Consider the following 18,148-nt stretch of genomic DNA (forward strand, 5'->3'; position numbering starts at 1 on the left):
GTACGAGAGGACCGGGATGGACGTACCGCTGGTGTACCAGTTGTTCCGCCAGGAGCACCGCTGGGTAGCCAAGTACGGACGGGATAAGCGCTGAAAGCATCTAAGCGTGAAGCCCCCCTCAAGATGAGATTTCCCAATTAGTAAGACCCCTTGAAGACGACGAGGTTGATAGGTTCGGGGTGGAAGCACAGCAATGTGTGGAGCTGACGAATACTAATCGGTCGAGGGCTTATCCTAATAAATACGAAGTAGTAGTACTTCGAAAGCATAGGCTTTGAACTTAAGGAATTCAAACTTTCGCATCCAGTTTTGAAGGTGTAAATACACCGATTTATGGCGGTCGTGGCGAAGGGGTTAACGCACCGGTCTGTGGCTCCGGCATTCGTGGGTTCAAGTCCCATCGATCGCCCCATTTTTATGTGGATAATTAAATAGCGTTGGGGATTAGCCAAGCGGTAAGGCAACGGACTTTGACTCCGTCATTCCAAGGTTCGAATCCTTGATCCCCAGCCATTAATGCGGAAGTGGCTCAGCGGTAGAGCATCGCCTTGCCAAGGCGAGGGTCGCGGGTTCGATTCCCGTCTTCCGCTCCATAATAACAATCACTAGATTACTTCAGAAGATGAAGTAATCTTTTTTGTATGTATGCAACCTGTGGAAAATATATCGTCAAAATAAAAAACGCTGACAATAGGTCAGCGCTTTAGAGTGCTTGATTTATTTTTACCTCTATACATATAGTACAGTGCAATAATTCCAAGAATAAGTACAAGCGAAGCGATAAAGCTTCCTTCTGCTCCAAATTCTCCTCCCGACAGCTGAACGGGACCGTTGTCGGTTACTTGAAGGACAACTGCTCCAGGATTCATTCCTGAAACTTGAAAGCCGTAGACATAACCTTGGAAGAAGTTCCAGCTCAAATGCAGTCCAATCGGCCACCAAAGTCCGCCGGTTAATTCTCTCGATATGGAGAAGAGAATTCCAGCCAGGCAAATATTGATGAAGGGGAATGGCGTCTCAAACATATTGGGATTCATACTGTGCATAAATGCAAAAATGATTGAACTTACGATGATTGCAGGCGTGCTGCCATAATGATATTTAATCAAACCTTGTATGTATCCACGTGTGAATATCTCTTCGGATAAGGCGACGCATATGAATAGAATAAACCCTTCCAGCAAGGATCGGATTAACGTCTGATCCCAGTTTGATGCTTCCCAGCTAATACCGCCCGCAGCCCAAATCAAAATAGCGGATACCGTCATAAGGAGAATTCCTGCAAAAAAGCCTTGGAGGGCGAAATGACCAGCTTGCTTCTGATTAAGTCCCATTTGCCATCCATGTTTTCGTTCAAAGAAGGCAAACATGGCAAATGCAGATGCGATAAAAACGGCACATTGCAAATATAATGTCCAGCGAGCCCCATCAACAGCGTTGAGATCATCCAAATTATCGCCTGAAGCAACAGAAATAATGGCATAAATGATTCCTGCTATGAGGATGATGATGAGCGGCATAAGCCCGCTTAATATAATTTTTCCTGCCACGCTAAAAAACTTCTTAATGAGTCTCACCTTCCTATATTCATAATTAAAAATAAAATAATTACATAATCATCCAAAAGTGTTACAAAATTATATAACCCGTTTTATGTTACTGTCAATTCTTTTATGCGGAAAAATTACATTTCTTGACTAGTTCTATTGTGCTATGATGAGGGCAACTATGAATGGAAGCGTTTTAGTAGAGTGGTTTTGGACAAAGGAGCCGACACATGAGGAAACTCGTCATTGTGCTGTTATCTGCCATATGCCTGGTATTGTTGGGTTTTACCCTATCTTCTTTTATTCAAGTGTTTCATTATAATTTATCAGCCCCCGCTGATGTTGGCAGCACGAATAAATCAGGATATCGTCTCATCCTTATTACACAAGAGATGGATACGCCATTCTGGGACAAGGTGGAGTACGGGGCCGCCAAAGCCGCGGGGAAGTATGGTGCAGAGTTAGAGGTGTGGGGCAGCTACGGAACGAATCAGGAGGATTTTCTGAAATATATGGAGATTGCCATCGCTTCAAAGGTAGACGGCATTCTGGTGCAGGGACTTAACACCGATGAATTTAATAAGCTTGCAACGGTTAAGGCTGCCGGGAACGGAATTCCGATCTTTACGATTGCCAACGATGTTCCGATCGCGGACAGCCTGCGGCGGACATATATCGGATCAGATCATTATAAAGCCGGACAAATGATCGGAGAACAGTTGGCTGAAGATCTGGGACATAAAGGGAAGGTCGTGCTTATGATCTCTGACCATCAGGAAGATTTTCAGAGCAAGCGATTGGACGGCATTCTTCAAATCTTGAAGTTCTATCCGGATATTGAACCTATTACGGTAGTAGCAGGGGATACAAGGGAGAAGGTCGTTGCAGCTACCAATGAAATTATGAATAAGGAGCCGAAGGTAGCTGCTTTCGTATCCGTGACCGCTAATAACGCTAGTGCGATGGTGCAGGAGATCGGGAAGCGTGCACAGCTCAGCAGATTCCATATTTATTCGTTTGATGACAGTCCGGAGATCAAGACCTTGCTGAAGGAAAAGAAGATGAGCGGCATCATCGAGCAATCTCCTGAAATGATGGGTGAGCTTGGCGTACAGCTTATGGTTCAGTGGCTGCAAGGCGAGACGTTCCCGCTGAAATACGAAGGCTATTTCACCGATATTCGGCTTTTGAAGGCGGATGAGCTCCCATGAATACAGTCCAGAAAAAGATATTGTCCCTTACCGCCATTGTCCTGTTTATTATGGTCGCCACTTGGTTTATCCTCACGTACTACAATCAGAAGATGCAGGATCAGTATAATGATATTTTGCAGCGCTATCTGCAAATGAACGAAGTGAGCGCATCCAGCCAGCAGCTGGTGACCTCGCTCAATAATTACATACAGACACCAACTTCCTCCAAGCTTTCGAACGCAGAGAGCGACCGGCAAAGGCTGCTGGATGCCCAACTGCAAATTGCAGATCTTCGCAACAACAGCAATCATTTCACCCTTACGAATTACTTGAACCTGATAGACAGCCTGGTGGATTCCACGAACCGTTCGATACGGTTTCTGGGCGAGAAGAACAATGAAGAAGCGCTTAATGATTTCACAGAAGCAACAAGGCTGTCGAAGTATATCTCAGAGATGACCTTAACGCTGCTGGGTACTGAACTTCAAACGTATGACCAGTTCTACCGCGGCATGATTATGCAGTCCGTGGAGCTCAAGAAGCTGGGGGTATGGATGCTCGCCTTGTTTACCTTCCTTCTTCTTCTGTTTACTTACTGGTTCTCGCTTAGCATTACCAGGCCGATACAGCGTCTGACGCAAGCGGCCCGCGAGCTGTCGCGGGGGAGATTTGATACTCATATTGAAATATACGCCAATGACGAGATCTCCTTCCTGGCCAAGACCTTTGACCGGATGCGGATTAATATTAACAACCTGATATCGGAAATACAGACGAAAGCGCAGCTGGAGAGCGAACTTCAGAAGAACAAGCTGCTGCTGCAGGAGAGTCAGCTCAGGAGCTTGCAGAGTCAGATTAACCCGCACTTCTTATTTAATACACTGGATACCTTATCGAAAAAAGCTTATTTGGAAGGGGCGGTCGAAACAAGCGATCTTCTGACCAGCGTAGCAAGATTGCTGCGCTATAACCTCAAACGCCTTGACCGTCCGGTTACGCTTTATGAAGAAGTACGCGTATTGCGGGAATATATTTTCATCCAGAAAACAAGGTTCACCGAACGGCTTCGCTTTGAAGAAGAAGTGGATGAAGCCTGCCTGTATGTCCAGATTCCAAGCCTTACGATTCAGCCTATTATTGAGAATGCTGTTATTCATGCCATAGAGCCGCTTGAAGAAGGCGGTACGATTACATTCCGGGTCCGGGATGGAGGCTCCGAGATTATTATCGAGATTGAGGATGAGGGCAGCGGCATCTCAGAGGAGAAAATACTGCACATCATGGAGGATCGGTTCGCCATACAGGAAGGCGATGGTCATTCGACGGGGATCGGCTTCGGGAATGTCATTAACCGGCTTCGCCTGTATTACGGCCGGGAGGATATTATGGCCATCCAGAGCGTAGTAGGAAAAGGGACCAAAGTTATCTTGAAGCTGCCGAAGGAAAGGGAGGCCGGGGTAAATCATGTATAAGCTGTTAATTGTGGATGACGAACAGATAGAACGCGAAGGATTAAAGGCCATCCTGCAGCATGGATTGCCTGAGATTATCATTGAGCAGGCGAAGAACGGGAATATTGCCCTGCAGCTGGCTGAACAATTTCAGCCCGACCTAATCCTGATGGACGTCAAGATGCCGGGGATTAATGGACTTGAAGCTGTTGAACGGATAAGTGCATACCAGCCGTCGATCAAGTTTATTATGGTAACGGCTTACGATACGTTTGACTACGCACGCAAAGCAATCAAGCTTGGAGTTAAAGACTATCTGCTGAAGCCAAGCAAAGCGTCAGAGATTGTGGCCACCGTACAGCGTGTACTCGATCTCATCGAAGAAGAGAGGAAGACGGCCCAGACAACCGAGCTCCAGCTCACTGCTTTACAAAGAGTATTGCCTATCATCGAAACGGACATCGTCACGCAATTATTGTTTGATCATGTACATGAAGTGCATCTGGACGAACTGGTTGGGCTTCTAGGAGTCCGTACGGCTAACGAGAATTATGCCATGACCGTATTGCTGCCGCCGGGGGCAGAGAGCTGTTATTCCGCCATTAAGGAAAAGGTTCGCAAGATGGGCAGCGGCTGGGTTGGCGCGATGTACGGAAGACAAATTCCGATTATCGTATTCCCCGAGGCAGACCGGGACAGGTCTTACCGCTCTCAGGCCGTAACCATGGCACGTGAACTGCTTGCTGTTGCCAAGGCTGACGGGAATGAGGGCTGGTTTGTTGGAATCGGCAATGTTTATGAATCATTGGATCAGATCCGTCAGTCGTACCAGGAAGCATTAATGGCTTCCATTGATCCATCGCAGCCGGTTAAATACCGTTTCTATGAGGATACCCCCGTCCTTGGTGTTACGCGGGACGGTTATACGGTCAAGCAACTGGAGCAGCAATTGTTTGACCGGATCCGGCTTGGGCAATGGGAGCAGGTTCGGGGCGAGCTGGTGGATTTCATCCGCCGTTACGAGAACGAAGGTGCCAGTATCCTGCACACGCAGCAGCGCGTACTCGAGCTGCTCTGGATTGCTTCCCGTGTTTTGCTGGAGATGGGCATCGAGATTGATACGCCGATGTTCTCATTCCAGGTCCTTGATTACAGACAGTTAAGGACGGAATCGGAGCTGCTGCTGGAGCGGATGAAACAATCGTTTGCCGAGCATCATGAACGGCTTGAGCCGGATACGATTCAGCAGATCAAGCAGTACATCGCGGATCATTCTCATGAGGATATTTCTCTTGAAGCGATCGGGAGAATGGTCGGTTTAAGTCCTTTTTATATCAGCAAAATGTTTAAAGACCAGCTCGGCATTAACTATATTGATTTTCTGACGGATTGCCGGATTAAGAAGGCAATCAAGCTGATGGGAGACCCCGAGCGCAGTTTGAAGGAAATTACGTATATGGTTGGCTATCATGATCCGAATTACTTCAGCAAGGTATTCAAGAAGATGTGCGAGGTCTCTCCGACGGAATACCGCAAGACACTCCTTGGCAAATCGGCTTCAAGCTAAAAATTCGGAATGAGGGAAGAGAAGCAAATGAAACTGGGCTTCGCAAGGAGAAGGTCAATGCTGTTCGTTGTGATTGTGCTGATCTGCTGCATCCTGTCGGCATGCGACAGCAGCGGGACAACAGGCGAGAACAGTAACCAGCCTCAACCAACAACTACAGCTTCTTCAGATAAGATGAGCAAAAAGATAAAGATCGGGTTCTCCATGGATACGCTCCTGGAGGAACGCTGGCTGAAGGACCGGGATTTGTTCCGGGAAGCTTGCGAGGCGCTTGGCGCGGAAGTGGAGATTATTGCGGCCAACGGGGACGATGCCAAGCAGGTCACGCAAGCGGAGCAGTTAATTAGCGAAGGGGTCGATATTCTTGTCGTTGTTCCCCATAATGCGGATGCGACGGCTGCCATTGTGAAGAAAGCCCATTCGGCTGGTATTAAAGTGCTTGCGTATGACCGTTTGATTAAAAACGCCGATGTTGATCTGTATGTTTCATTTGATAACGAAGCGGTGGGCGAGCTGCAGGCCAAGGCTATTACCCAGCTTGTGCCGAAGGGGAAATTTGTTTATATCGGAGGCGCTGATACGGATAATAATGCTCATTTGTTTAAACAAGGCGTCTTTAATGTTCTGCAGCCGTCGATTGACCGTGGCGATATCACCGTTGTTTACGATCAATGGACGAAGGACTGGACGCCGGTGAACGCTCTGGCCAATATGAAGGATGCGCTAGAAGCGAATGACAATCAGATTGACGCTGTCATCGCAGCCAATGATGCAACCGCGGGTGGTGTCGTTCAAGCGCTGGAGGGGCAAGGACTTGCCGGCAGGCTGCCGGTAGCCGGACAGGATGCTGAGCTTGCCGCCGCCCAGCGTATCGTGGAAGGAACGCAGACGATGACGGTGTATAAGCCGATTAAGCTGCTTGCCGACAAAGCAGCAGAGCTTGCTGTGAAGCTTGCCAAGGGAGAGGATACGGGTGCGGACCGGACCGTTAACAACGGCAGGATCGAGGTGCCGTCTGTCCTGCTGCAGCCAATTGCCGTAGACAAATCCAATATCGACGAGACGATCATTGCCGACGGATTCCATTCTCGCGAGGACGTCTATAAGAACGTTGATAAGAAGTGAGAATTGATAAGACCAGCCAGTTTATAAACTGGCTGGTCTTATTTTTTTGCTTAACTTAAAAAAGTCTAGGCGGTAATAAAAGAATGCTACATAATAGCGCTTTCATTGGAAATTGCCCGTGCTATCATTTGTCGTGTAAGGAACTAAAGACATTATTGGAGGGGTAACGAAGATGAAAAAAGGCTTCAAATCGTTCGCGCTTTTAATGGTTATTCTACTGCTCACGGCTTTGGTTGCGGCTTGCGGTAAAGGCGACAGCAAAGTAAGTGTGGGTATCGTGCTTCCGACAAAAGACGAAACAAGATGGATTCAAGACGAGGAGCGCTTCAAGGATGCGCTGAAAGGCTCCAAGTACACAACGGAAATCCTGTTCAGCCAAGGCTCCTCCGCGAAAGAAAAAGAAAACGTAGAAACATTGATTAATAGAGGCATCAAGGTTCTCATTATTTGTCCTCAAGACGGCGACGCTGCTGCGGCAGCTGTAGAAAAAGCTAAACAAGAAGGCATTAAAGTTATCTCCTACGACCGATTGATTACGAAAACAGACGCAGTTGACTACTACGTAACATTTGACAGCGTGTCTGTAGGTGCAGCGCAAGCGCAATACCTCGTGGATAACGCAAAAGGCAACGGCCAGCCATTGTACCTCTATGCAGGTTCCGCTTCCGACAACAACGCTTTCTTGTTCTTCCAGGGCGCTTGGAACGTTCTGCAGCCTAAGATCGCTGACGGCACTTTCAAAATTGCCAACTCCAGCGAAGCTGAAGCTCTGAAAGATACAAAAGATCTGTCCCGTGACCAAATGAGCAAAATCATCGGCCAAGTCACAACAAACTGGGACCCAAATGAAGCGAAAAACAAAGCACAAACTCACTTGACTGCAGCAAGCGCCGACATGAAAGGAGACGTAGCCATCCTTGCTCCAAACGATGCTACGGCCCGCTCGATCGCTGACGTATTTGCTACTGACAGCGCTGTAACAAGCTATGTCGTAACAGGCCAAGATGCCGAAAAAGCTTCGATCCAATACATCATTGACGGCAAACAATCGATGACGGTCTTCAAAGACGTTCGTACGCTTGTTAACGATGCAATGGGTATGGCAGTAGATATCCTGGATAGCAAAGACATTGCTACAACAGGCTCATATGACAATGGCAAAGTTGAAGTTAAAGCGAAACAAACCAATGTTATTGTCGTGAACAAAGATAACGTGAAGAAAGAACTGATTGATTCGGCTTACTACGCTGCGAGTGATTTCACGGGTCTGTAATCGTAAATGAATAAAGCGCAAAGCTTATGCTTACGAAGTATGAATTGCTTTGCAATTCGTTTTGGGAATAGTGATAGATTATCTATCACTATTCCTTACTTGTAGGGTTTGAGTTGTTTGGTTAAGGAGTGCATAAATGATGAGCAATTACATTTTAGAGATGAACAATATTTCCAAGGAATTCACAGGGGTCAAAGCGCTCACGGACGTGAACTTCAAGGTGGAGAAAGGCGAGATCCATTGCCTGATCGGCGAGAACGGGGCGGGCAAATCAACGCTGATGAAGGTTCTGAGCGGCGTTTATCCTTACGGCACCTATAAAGGCGATATTGTGTTCGAAGACGATATACAGGCCTTTCACAAGATAAGCGACAGCGTAAAAGCCGGCATAGCCATTATCTATCAGGAGCTGGCTTTGTTCCCGGATCTTACGGTTTACGAGAATATTTTCGCGGGCAACGAGATTAAACGCGGTTCGGTCGTGGATTGGAACAAGACGATCGCCGAAGCGAAGAAGATGCTTCAAAGAGTTGGTCTAGATGTGAATCCCGAGGTGCTTATCAAAGATCTGGGCGTCGGCAAGCAGCAGCTGGTTGAGATCGCCAAAGCGTTAAGCAAACACGTAAAGCTGCTTATTCTGGACGAACCGACTGCAGCCTTAAACGAGAACGACAGCGAGAACCTGCTCAACCTGCTGCGGGAGCTGAAGAAACAGGGCATCACCTGCATCATGATCTCCCATAAGCTTAAGGAGGTTATCTCCATCGCGGATAAAGCGACGGTGCTTCGCGATGGACGTACCATCTGCACTCTGGACGGGGCCAAGGGTGAAATAACGGAAAATACGATTATCCGCAACATGGTCGGCCGTGAAATCGAAGATATTTATCCGAAGAGAGCCAATAAATCATTTGGCAGCAAGATTCTTGAGATTAAGAACTGGACCGCTTACGATCCGGAGCTGGGCAGACATGTCGTGAAAGACGTGAACTTGCATGTGAAAAAAGGAGAAATCGTCGGAATAGCCGGCTTGATGGGCTCGGGACGCACGGAGCTTGCTCGCAGCATCTTCGGCAATCCAAAGTCTTATAAACTGCAGGGCGAGCTTTTGGTGAACGGCTCTCCCCAATCGTTCAAGCATCCTAAAGATGCTATTAAGGAAGGCATCGCTTATGTAACCGAAGACCGGAAGGGTGACGGGCTGTTCCTGATTCAGGATATTAAGAGCAATATCTCGGCCGCGAATTTAAAAGGAATTTCCCAGAACGGCGTCATCAACGACAACAAGGAAATCCGCGTCGCCAGCGATTACAAAAGCTCGTTAAACGTGAAGGCGCCTTCCATCGAGCAGATCGTGGGCAATCTGAGCGGCGGCAATCAGCAGAAGGTATCGATTGGCAAGTGGTTGTACGTTGGACCGCAGCTGCTTATCCTCGATGAACCTACGCGCGGCATTGACGTTGGCGCGAAATTCGAGATTTATACGATCATGAACAAGCTGATTGCCGACGGGATGAGTATTATCATGATCTCTTCCGAGCTTGGGGAGATTCTTGGTATGAGCGACCGCATCTATGTCATGGCGGAAGGCGCGATCAAGGGCGAGCTTCCAATCGAGGAAGCGAACCAAGAAAATATTATGCAATTTGCAACGCAATAGATAATGCTTACGAAGCATGAATCGCCGCAATCGGCGTATAACCGTCTTTTGTGCAGCCATTCATTTTAGGAGGATCACCCATGAACTTAGTCACTCAGGGCAAAAAGGAACATCCCAACAATATTCTAACCGAAGGCAGATCGCTGCTTAAAGTAAACATCCGCGAATATGGCATGTACATCGCCTTGTTTGTCATCATGCTTACGTTTTCGATTTTAACGGACGGCCTGTTTATGTCTTCCCGTAACATTAGTAACCTTCTGGATGCAACAGGGTACATTGCTGTTCTTGCTGTAGGGATGACGCTTGTTATCGTAATCCGCCATATCGACTTGTCGGTTGGCTTTGCGGCAGGCTTTCTGGGAGCGATCGCTGCTATATTGCTTTCGCAGGCCGGTGTTCCGGTATACTTCACGATTCCAATTATCTTGATTCTCGGGATTGTTGTAGGTTTATTTAACGGTGTGCTTGTTGCCTCGCTCGGAATTCCATCCTTTGTTGCCTCTCTTGCCGGCATGCTGATCTTTAGAGGGGCTTTGCTTAATGTAACGGAAAAGACGGGTACCATCATCGTCAAGGACGAGCATTTTAACGCGCTGGGTAACGGCTATATCCCATCCTGGTTTAAGCTGAACGACCTCAATTTCCTGTCTCTTTTGCTAGGCGTGCTTATCATAATGTTGTTTGTTTACTTCGAAGTTTCCAAACGCCGGGATAAAATCAAATACCAATTTGAAGTCATCTCGAGCGGAATGTTCACCGTCAAGCTTATCTTTGTGTCCGCTATTATCGCTTACATTACTTACATCATTGCCGGCTATAACGGCTTCTCGTGGACGGTTATTATTATGCTGCTGGTTGTGATGATTTATCACTTCCTGACGACAAGCACCGTGCTCGGGCGGCATATTTATGCGGTAGGCAGCAACCCGGAAGCGGCGCATCTTAGCGGGATCAACGTGAAAAAGATTACCTACATCGTGTTTGGCTCGATGGGTCTGCTCTCTGCCTTGTCCGGTATTCTGTTCACGGCGCGTCTGCAGTCGGCAACAACAACAGCCGGTACGCTGTTCGAGCTTGATGCCATTGCAGCCGCATACGTCGGCGGTGTATCTGCTGCAGGCGGCGTCGGCAAAGTAACCGGTTCGATTATCGGTGCAATCGTAATGGCTTCGCTCTCAAGCGGGATGAACCTGATGGGGGTAGGGATCTCTTATCAGTACATGATTCGCGGCGGCGTACTTGCGATCGCGGTTATCTTCGATGTGATGACGCGGAGAAAAAGAAGCTAGTTGCAAAACAAAAGCCCAGCGGCTAATAGGCCTGCTGGGCTTGTTTGTTTCTTTTCGTATCCGTGTTAGTGTCCGGAAGCTTCTGTATCGTTGGATAAACGAGTGATTTCGAAAATCTTGAACAGTAAGCTCAGGATAATGGCGGTTACGGTTGCGAGTGCCATACCCGAGAGGGAGAAGTCACCGATTGTAATTTTTGCACCGCTGAGGCCAGTTACAAGAACAACCGTCGTCAGGTACAGGTTTGTTGGCTTGCTGTAGTCGATTTTCGACTCAACCAGCATCCGCAGGCCCGATGCGGCAATTACGCCAAATAACAGGAGAGATACGCCGCCCATTACCGGAGCGGGAATGCCTGCGATAAGGGCCGAGAATTTGCCGAAGAACGACAGCACAATAGCGAATACTGCCGCGCCGCCGATGACGAACGTGGAATAGACGCGGGTAATGGCAAGTACACCGATATTCTCACCGTAAGTCGTATTTGGCGTAGAGCCCAGGAATCCGGATATGAGAGTCGAGATCCCGTTGCCGAGCAGGGAACGGTGCAGGCCCGGATCCTTGGACAGGTCTTTTTTGACGATATTGCCGGTTACGATCAGATGGCCGATATGCTCGGCAAGAACGACCAGGGAAGCGGGAACAATCGTCAGAATGGCTGCCCATTCAAAGCTTGGTGTTGTGAACGCAGGCGCTGCAATCCAGTTGCTCGCCGATACATTATCGAAATTCGTGAAGTCCATAAAGTAAGCAAGCACGTAACCGCAGACAATCCCGATCAGAATCGGAATAATACGCATGAAGCCGCGGAACAGAACGGAACCGAGTACGGTAATAAGAAGGGTGACGATAGAAATGGTAATCGCTGCCCCGTCTGGTGTCCATGGTTGGTCAGCCGGTGCGCTTGGCGCTTTAATCCATCCGGCCATACCCGCTGCAACCGGAATAAGCTCAAGCCCGATAACCGCTACAATGGCACCCATTGCGGCAGGAGGGAATATGACATTGATCCAGCCAGTACCCGCTGCCTGAATAATGAGTGCCACGACGGTGAACACAACACCGGCTGCAATAAATCCGCCAAGCGCTGCAGCATAACCGTCAGAGTGGGAAGCGTGATTGCCGATCACTGCTCCTGCCGGCGCGATAAAAGCAAAGCTGGAGCCGAGATAGGCGGGAATCTTGCCTTTTACAATAAATAGATAAAGCAGAGTGCCGATACCGTTCATCAGAAGACAGATCGCCGGGTCTACGCCAAGCAGATTGGGAACGAGTACGGTTGAGCCAAACATCGCGAACAAATGCTGAATGCTCAGCATGAGGCTTTGGCCCATTGGCGGCCTTTCGTGGACGCCGATTTCTTGTGGTTTCATCTTGCTGTAACCCTCCGTAGCATGAAGTCAATTTTTGCGCAACTTGCTCGATTTTACATAGATATAGTGTTTCTTGGCAAGACCTTTCTTAATCCATGTGCAAATCTGATATTATTCAGGCTAAAAATGTCAATTGTTTACAATATCTTAAATTTCACATTAACCTTTAGAAAACATTCTCCCTTTACAATTTTAGTAGAATCTATGAAATGGGAGTGAAACTAATAAATGATCAATAAAAGTAAACGCTTCTTGTCTCTATTCCTAGCAGCAGAGATTGCTGCTGCAGCCCTGATGGGAACAGGAGTAGCAATGGCGGATGGCGGTGTAACCCCGGTAGCGGGTACTCCTTACACGACGTCCAATGAGTACAATGTCAGCGTGCCTCACGTTATTATTAATCAGGTGTATGGCGGCGGCGTTGCAGCCTCAACAGGCGTATATCTTTCTAACGGATTTATTGAACTTTACAACCAGACTGACAATGATATCAATCTTGCTGGATGGTCTCTACAATATAACGACCGTGGTACAAGCGCTACGACTGGGGCAATTACATCGGAATGGAAAAAGCTCGACTTAACTGGAACGATTAAAGCCCATTCCTCCTTCCTTGTAACCGGCGCAGCAACGAATGTGACTGCAAATGCTGGAGATGCAAAGATTAGTCTTGCTGGGCAAGCGGATCAGACTTGGGACGCTCAGTTTATTAACAACAAAGGCATGAAAGTAGTGTTGATGAGTAATCAGACCCTGCTTGCAGCATCAAACGCGAATCCTTTTAATACGAAGCCGGATGGTTATGTAGATATGGTGGGCACAGGAAGTAATGATCCCGGAAGTGACATTGACGGTTATGAAGCAGCATATCCATCAGGTTCTGCGGAAGGAACATCCAAGAAGAAAGCGATTCGCCGCAAGACCACCGTGGATGGGGACAATAATAAAAATGATTTTCAACAAATCGATTATGAAGCATTAAATGTATCCGGCAAAGAAGCAGAATTGGCAGCGGCACTCCCGCATAATAGCGAAGATGGCCCGTGGGGAGTTACAACACCGGAAAATCCAGGAACACCTGAAATAGAACCGGTTGCCATTACCACAACCGCAATTGCAGGCGCAACAATTGGCACTGCTTATACAACTGCAGTTGCTGCAAGCGGCGGAACAGCTCCATATACATTCACCGCGACCAATCTCCCTGCCGGTCTAACACTTAACGGAACAACGGGTGAGATTACCGGTACACCTACTGATGCTGCAAAATCTTCTCTTATAACAGTAACTGCAACAGACAGTGCGGATCCTGCCTTGAAGGCAACAAAATCGTACTGGCTTACAATCGGTCAACCACTGAGGGAGATGGAAGATACGCTGTCGATTGAGAAGATTGGCAGCTTCTCTCTTGGACAAACCGATGAAGATGGCGGTGTTGCCGAGATTGTCAAATACAATAAAGACAACAACAAGTTTTATTTGGTAAATGGTTCGGGAAATCCCCCGAGTTTGGAAATCATTGGATTAGGCAACGCAACGGGCACTTTAGTGACGGAGAAGACCGTTAAGGTGGAGGAATTGTCGGAAGAGCACGGTGCGTTTAATTATGGTGACCTCACAAGCGTAGACATTAATACAACAACTAAGCGAATTGCTATTTCGGTGCAGGATGAGGACGCACTCATGCCAGGCAAAATTATTGTTCTTGACTATGATGGCAACTACGTAACTGAATATGATGCAGGGGTACAGCCGGATATGATCAAGTTTACATCAGACGGCCGTTATATTCTGACTGCTGACGAAGCGGAGCCGCGTGAGGTGACTAAAGATGCGAAAGGCAGCGTAACGATTGTCGACACCGTTGCAAAAACATCTACTCCGGTTTTTTTCGATAATCCGGATGTCATTGAAGACGGCGTACATATTCGCGGTGATGTGACGAAAGAAACTTCTGAATTTCCTGGCACGAAAAAAGATGCGGAATATGATTTCGAGCCTGAATATATTGCACTCTCCGGTGACAGCAAGACAGCTTATGTTACTTTGCAAGAAAACAACGCAATCGCTGTGGTTGATATTGCAACCCTCAAAGTTACGGCAGTTAAAGATTTAGGCTTTAAAGATTTTAATGAAGTGGCTAATGCGCTGGACGTACAGGGGAACTCCGCGATTCAACTGGAGACGGTACCATTCAAAGGCATGTACATGCCGGATGGCATGGCTTCCTATACGGTCAACGGCAAGACCTATCTATTTACAGCTAATGAAGGCGACGCTTCTGAATTCCGTACAAACGCAAGCACGGTTGGTGCGGTTAAAGGCCGCCTCAATCAAAATTCAGCAGCGTATAACTTCCTGAAGGATACAACGGCATACGATAAAGTTGAAGTAGCAGCCGATATGGGCAATGACGCCATTTATATGTACGGCGGACGTTCTTTCTCGGTTTGGGATGCAGCTACGATGGATCAAGTGTACGACAGCGGCAATGACTTCGAGACGATCACAGCCAAACGTGTTCCTGAGTTTTTCAACGTAAGCAACAGTAAAATCAAGATGGATGACCGTAGCACGAAGAAAGGTCCGGAGCCGGAAGATATTAAGGTTGGCAAAGTAGGCAACAGAGAACTTGCCTTTATAGGTCTGGAGCGTACTGGCGGTTTCATGACTTATGACGTTACAAATCCGGAGCATCCTGAATTTGCGAATTATACGAATACACGTGTGTATAAAGGCAGCGACAATAACGTAAACCTGGATACAGATACAGGTCCGGAAGGCATCGAATTCATTCCTGCATCGGACAGCCCGACAGGACAGCCGCTGTTGCTAGTAGCGTATGAAGTTGGCGGTAAGGTTGGCGTTTATCAGCTGAACGTGACGAAAGTATCACTTGCCCAGAAGTCTCTTTCCCTTACGGCGGGCGGTGCATCTGGTCAACTGTCAGCAACAGTCGCACCGGCTGAAGGTTCATCCAATCAAGTCGTATGGTCTTCATCGGATTCCACTATTGCTGCTGTTGATCAGAGTGGTAAGGTTACCCCTCTGAAAGCAGGTACTGCCATTATTACGGTAACAAGCGCGGACGGCTATGCTGTAGCAGAAAGCACGGTAACCGTAGCTGCAGCACCTGTAGTTGTAACGCCAGATCAACCAAGCAGTGGCGGATCGGGCGGCGGAAATACAACGATAATCGATTCCGATGCACATGTTGTGACGAAAGTCGACGCGACTACAGATGGCTCAGGCAAATCACATGCGAACGTAACGACAAGCCTGTTCTCCTCAGCATTGAAAAAGCTGCGCAATGAGTCGGCAACGGGCCAGGCAGGCAGCTTGACCGTGTCCGCTGTACCGGACCGCACAGCGAATGAAGCAGCTGTCGTATTTGAGAAAGGTACATTTGCGGAGGCGAAAGATGCCGCATTAACCGAATTGACCATCGAAGCGGGAGTAGGCACGGTTACTTTTGATACCAAAGCCATTGCCTCTATCGCGACAGCATCGAAAAATAATGATGTAACGATTAATGTTCGCCAATCCGATGCTGCGGCTGCAGGCGCAAGCTTAACCGGAGCAAAACGTACAGCCTTTCTGCAAGCAGTCGGCAGTCATCCGGTGTTTGACTTTACGGTCAAAGCTAACGGCAGTACGATCACAACCTTTAGCGGAGGATCGGTACATGTTCAAGTACCGTATACACCGGGGGCAAGTGAAGACCGTAATGCGATAATCATCTATTCCATTTCGGGAAGCGGCGAACTTTTGACAGTACCGTCTGGTGTTTATAACCCTGCAACACGCATGGTGAGCTTTGATGTTACTCATTTCTCCCGTTATGCGGTGGCGTATAACAAACAGTCCTTCAAGGACACAACATCCAGCTTTGCAAAAGATGCGATTACGTATCTGTCGGCGCGCAGCATTATTTCCGGCACAAGCTCGAATCAATTCTCGCCAAAAGCGCGAATGACAAGAGCAGACTTTACTGTCATTCTGTCCCGTATTGCCGGTGGTCAATTGAGCAACTATAAAGCAGGCAATTTCTCGGATGTCCGCACTACGGATTATTATGCTGACGCTGTACAATGGGCGGTTGACAAAGGCATTACGAGCGGAATTGGCGGCGGTAAATTTAATCCGAAGGTATCCATTACCCGCGCAGAGATGGCGGCGATGCTTGTTCGTTTTGCCGGCGTAATGAACTTTAGTCTTCCGGCTAACCAGCAGGCCGTTACGTTTGCGGACAGCAGCGCCATTCAATCGAGTGTGAAGCAAGCGGTGAAGGCTGTGCAGCAAGCAGGCATCATCAACGGTAAAACAAAAGCTGGCCGTTCCGGCGTTTACTTCGCGCCTAAAGATTTCGCTACCCGTGAAGAAACGGCAAAAATGCTCGCAGTATTCATGCAGCTTATGGCCAAATAAGGAAGCTTCTATTGAAGAGCTGTCTCTTGAGGGAGACGGCTCTTTTTGCTGTTGAAACCGAACGTACATTCTCTGACGTTCTTCTTCTTATGCTGTTATATTGAATGGATGAAGAAACGAGGTGGACATTTGAAGACGTTGTTCGCAACCGGATACCGGGCTCATGAACTCCAGATTTATAATCAGAAGCACAAGCATATCCCTTTTATTAAGAAGGCAATAGAAGCGAAGCTGCTGCCTCTAATTGAGGAAGGGCTGGAATGGGTAATAACACCTGGGCAATACGGATTTGATCTTTGGGTATGCGAGGTAGTACTTGAGCTTAGAACAGCATACCCGCAGCTGAAGCTATCCATTATTACCGCGTTTATGAACCAGGAAGAGCAGTGGAAAGACGAGAAGAAGGAGTACTACCAGCAAATCATTACGAAGGTCGATTATTACGGGGCGGTAAGTCATCAGCCTTATGTGGGACCATGGCAGTTTCAAGCCAGAGATGAATTGCTGTTCCGTAAGTCGGACGGACTGCTGCTCTTCTATGATGAAGAGGCAGCGGAAGGAAGTTCGAAATATACGAAAGATAGAGCACTAAAGAAGCATCAGGAAGAAGGGTACGAGCTTTTTCTGATTACAGCAGAAGATATTCAAAATGCGGCAGAAGAAGAGAGCTATGATTCGGATGTAGATCCTTATGAATCTATGTATGAGGAACCTATTGAGTAGGTATTGAAATACAAATTGAAGTTTTCTGCAAAAAAAGCTTGCATAGTCGTACGAGCCTATGGTATATTCTAATTCCGGCCGAGAGAAACAAGCGGTTGGAACGGAGAGCATGGATGAATGGTTTGATAGATTGAATAAACGATTCAAAAAAGTGCTTGACATTAAAAACTGCAACGTGATAAGATATGAAACGTTGTTGCGAAAAACAAATTGTTCTTTGAAAACTGAACAACGAGCAAAACTGCCCCGTTAGAAATAACGGAAAAAGCGAAAAAACAAGTTTGAGCAAGTCAAACAGAACCATTTCATGGAGAGTTTGATCCTGGCTCAGGACGAACGCTGGCGGCGTGCCTAATACATGCAAGTCGAGCGGATCTTGTCCTTCGGGACAAGGTTAGCGGCGGACGGGTGAGTAACACGTGGGTAACCTGCCCATAAGACTGGGATAACATTCGGAAACGAATGCTAATACCGGATACGCGAATCGGTCGCATGGCCGAATCGGGAAAGGCGGAG

The 18,148-nt window shown here is 47.7% G+C and carries 11 protein-coding genes, 3 tRNA genes and 2 rRNA genes; 14 read left to right on the plus strand and 2 right to left on the minus strand.

Annotated elements, in window-relative coordinates; translation table 11 throughout:
* The 4 genes from BM200_RS29470 to BM200_RS29485 all read left to right on the plus strand — a co-directional run.
* Positions 1 to 237 (plus strand): 23S ribosomal RNA (locus BM200_RS29470); the annotation flags it as partial.
* 99 nt (positions 238 to 336) lie between these two features.
* Positions 337 to 412 (plus strand) — tRNA-His (locus tag BM200_RS29475).
* A 26-nt stretch (positions 413 to 438) separates the two neighbouring features.
* Positions 439 to 513 (plus strand) — tRNA-Gln (locus BM200_RS29480).
* A gap of 5 nt (positions 514 to 518) precedes the next feature.
* A tRNA-Gly gene (locus BM200_RS29485) sits at positions 519 to 593 on the plus strand.
* A gap of 102 nt (positions 594 to 695) precedes the next feature.
* Here BM200_RS29485 and BM200_RS29490 read toward each other — a convergent pair.
* Positions 696 to 1,550, minus strand: a complete 855-nt coding sequence (locus tag BM200_RS29490) for a CPBP family intramembrane glutamic endopeptidase (protein ID WP_091191026.1) — start codon at positions 1,548 to 1,550, stop codon at positions 696 to 698.
* Between the two features lie 227 nt (positions 1,551 to 1,777).
* On the opposite strand from BM200_RS29490, the gene BM200_RS29495 reads away from it, so the two are divergent.
* The 7 genes from BM200_RS29495 (at position 1,778) to BM200_RS29525 (ending at position 11,108) form a co-directional block, all read left to right on the plus strand.
* Entirely contained in the window at positions 1,778 to 2,758 is a 981-nt protein-coding gene (locus tag BM200_RS29495; protein ID WP_091191028.1) for a sugar ABC transporter substrate-binding protein, read from the plus strand.
* Entirely contained in the window at positions 2,755 to 4,212 is a 1,458-nt protein-coding gene (locus tag BM200_RS29500) for a sensor histidine kinase (RefSeq protein WP_091191030.1), read from the plus strand. The genes BM200_RS29495 and BM200_RS29500 overlap by 4 nt, the downstream gene beginning before the upstream one ends.
* Positions 4,205 to 5,758, plus strand: a complete 1,554-nt coding sequence (locus BM200_RS29505; protein ID WP_091191033.1) for a response regulator — start codon at positions 4,205 to 4,207, stop codon at positions 5,756 to 5,758. Before BM200_RS29500 ends, BM200_RS29505 begins: the two co-directional genes overlap by 8 nt.
* 57 nt (positions 5,759 to 5,815) lie before the next feature.
* Complete coding sequence (gene xylF, locus BM200_RS29510; protein WP_425434644.1) at positions 5,816 to 6,883, plus strand: D-xylose ABC transporter substrate-binding protein; 1,068 nt, start codon at positions 5,816 to 5,818, stop codon at positions 6,881 to 6,883.
* Between the two features lie 172 nt (positions 6,884 to 7,055).
* Entirely contained in the window at positions 7,056 to 8,156 is a 1,101-nt protein-coding gene (locus BM200_RS29515; protein WP_091191038.1) for a sugar ABC transporter substrate-binding protein, read from the plus strand.
* Between the two features lie 139 nt (positions 8,157 to 8,295).
* Positions 8,296 to 9,816, plus strand: a complete 1,521-nt coding sequence (locus BM200_RS29520) for a sugar ABC transporter ATP-binding protein (protein ID WP_091191041.1) — start codon at positions 8,296 to 8,298, stop codon at positions 9,814 to 9,816.
* Positions 9,817 to 9,896: 80 nt separating this feature from the next.
* On the plus strand, positions 9,897 to 11,108 hold the full coding sequence (locus BM200_RS29525) for a sugar ABC transporter permease (protein ID WP_091191043.1): 1,212 nt from the start codon (positions 9,897 to 9,899) through the stop codon (positions 11,106 to 11,108).
* A gap of 65 nt (positions 11,109 to 11,173) precedes the next feature.
* Here the strand turns inward: BM200_RS29525 and uraA are convergent, their stop codons facing one another.
* Positions 11,174 to 12,481 carry a uracil permease gene (uraA, locus tag BM200_RS29530; protein WP_091191045.1) on the minus strand — a complete coding sequence of 436 codons (1,308 nt, stop codon included), beginning with the start codon at positions 12,479 to 12,481 and terminating at the stop codon, positions 11,174 to 11,176.
* Positions 12,482 to 12,709: 228 nt separating this feature from the next.
* Between uraA and BM200_RS29535 the strand changes: the two genes are divergently transcribed.
* The 3 genes from BM200_RS29535 to BM200_RS29545 all read left to right on the plus strand — a co-directional run.
* A complete protein-coding gene (locus BM200_RS29535; protein WP_091191047.1) occupies positions 12,710 to 16,909 on the plus strand; it encodes a choice-of-anchor I family protein in 4,200 nt (1,399 codons plus the stop codon).
* Positions 16,910 to 17,038: 129 nt separating this feature from the next.
* The gene (locus tag BM200_RS29540; RefSeq protein WP_091191050.1) at positions 17,039 to 17,632 is read left to right on the plus strand and encodes an SLOG family protein; all 594 of its coding nucleotides are present in this window, start codon (positions 17,039 to 17,041) and stop codon (positions 17,630 to 17,632) included.
* A gap of 304 nt (positions 17,633 to 17,936) precedes the next feature.
* Positions 17,937 to 18,148, plus strand: a 16S ribosomal RNA gene (locus BM200_RS29545); the annotation flags it as partial.

It is taken from the genome of Paenibacillus catalpae, assembly GCF_900112695.1.
GTDB lineage: Bacteria > Bacillota > Bacilli > Paenibacillales > Paenibacillaceae > Pristimantibacillus > Pristimantibacillus catalpae.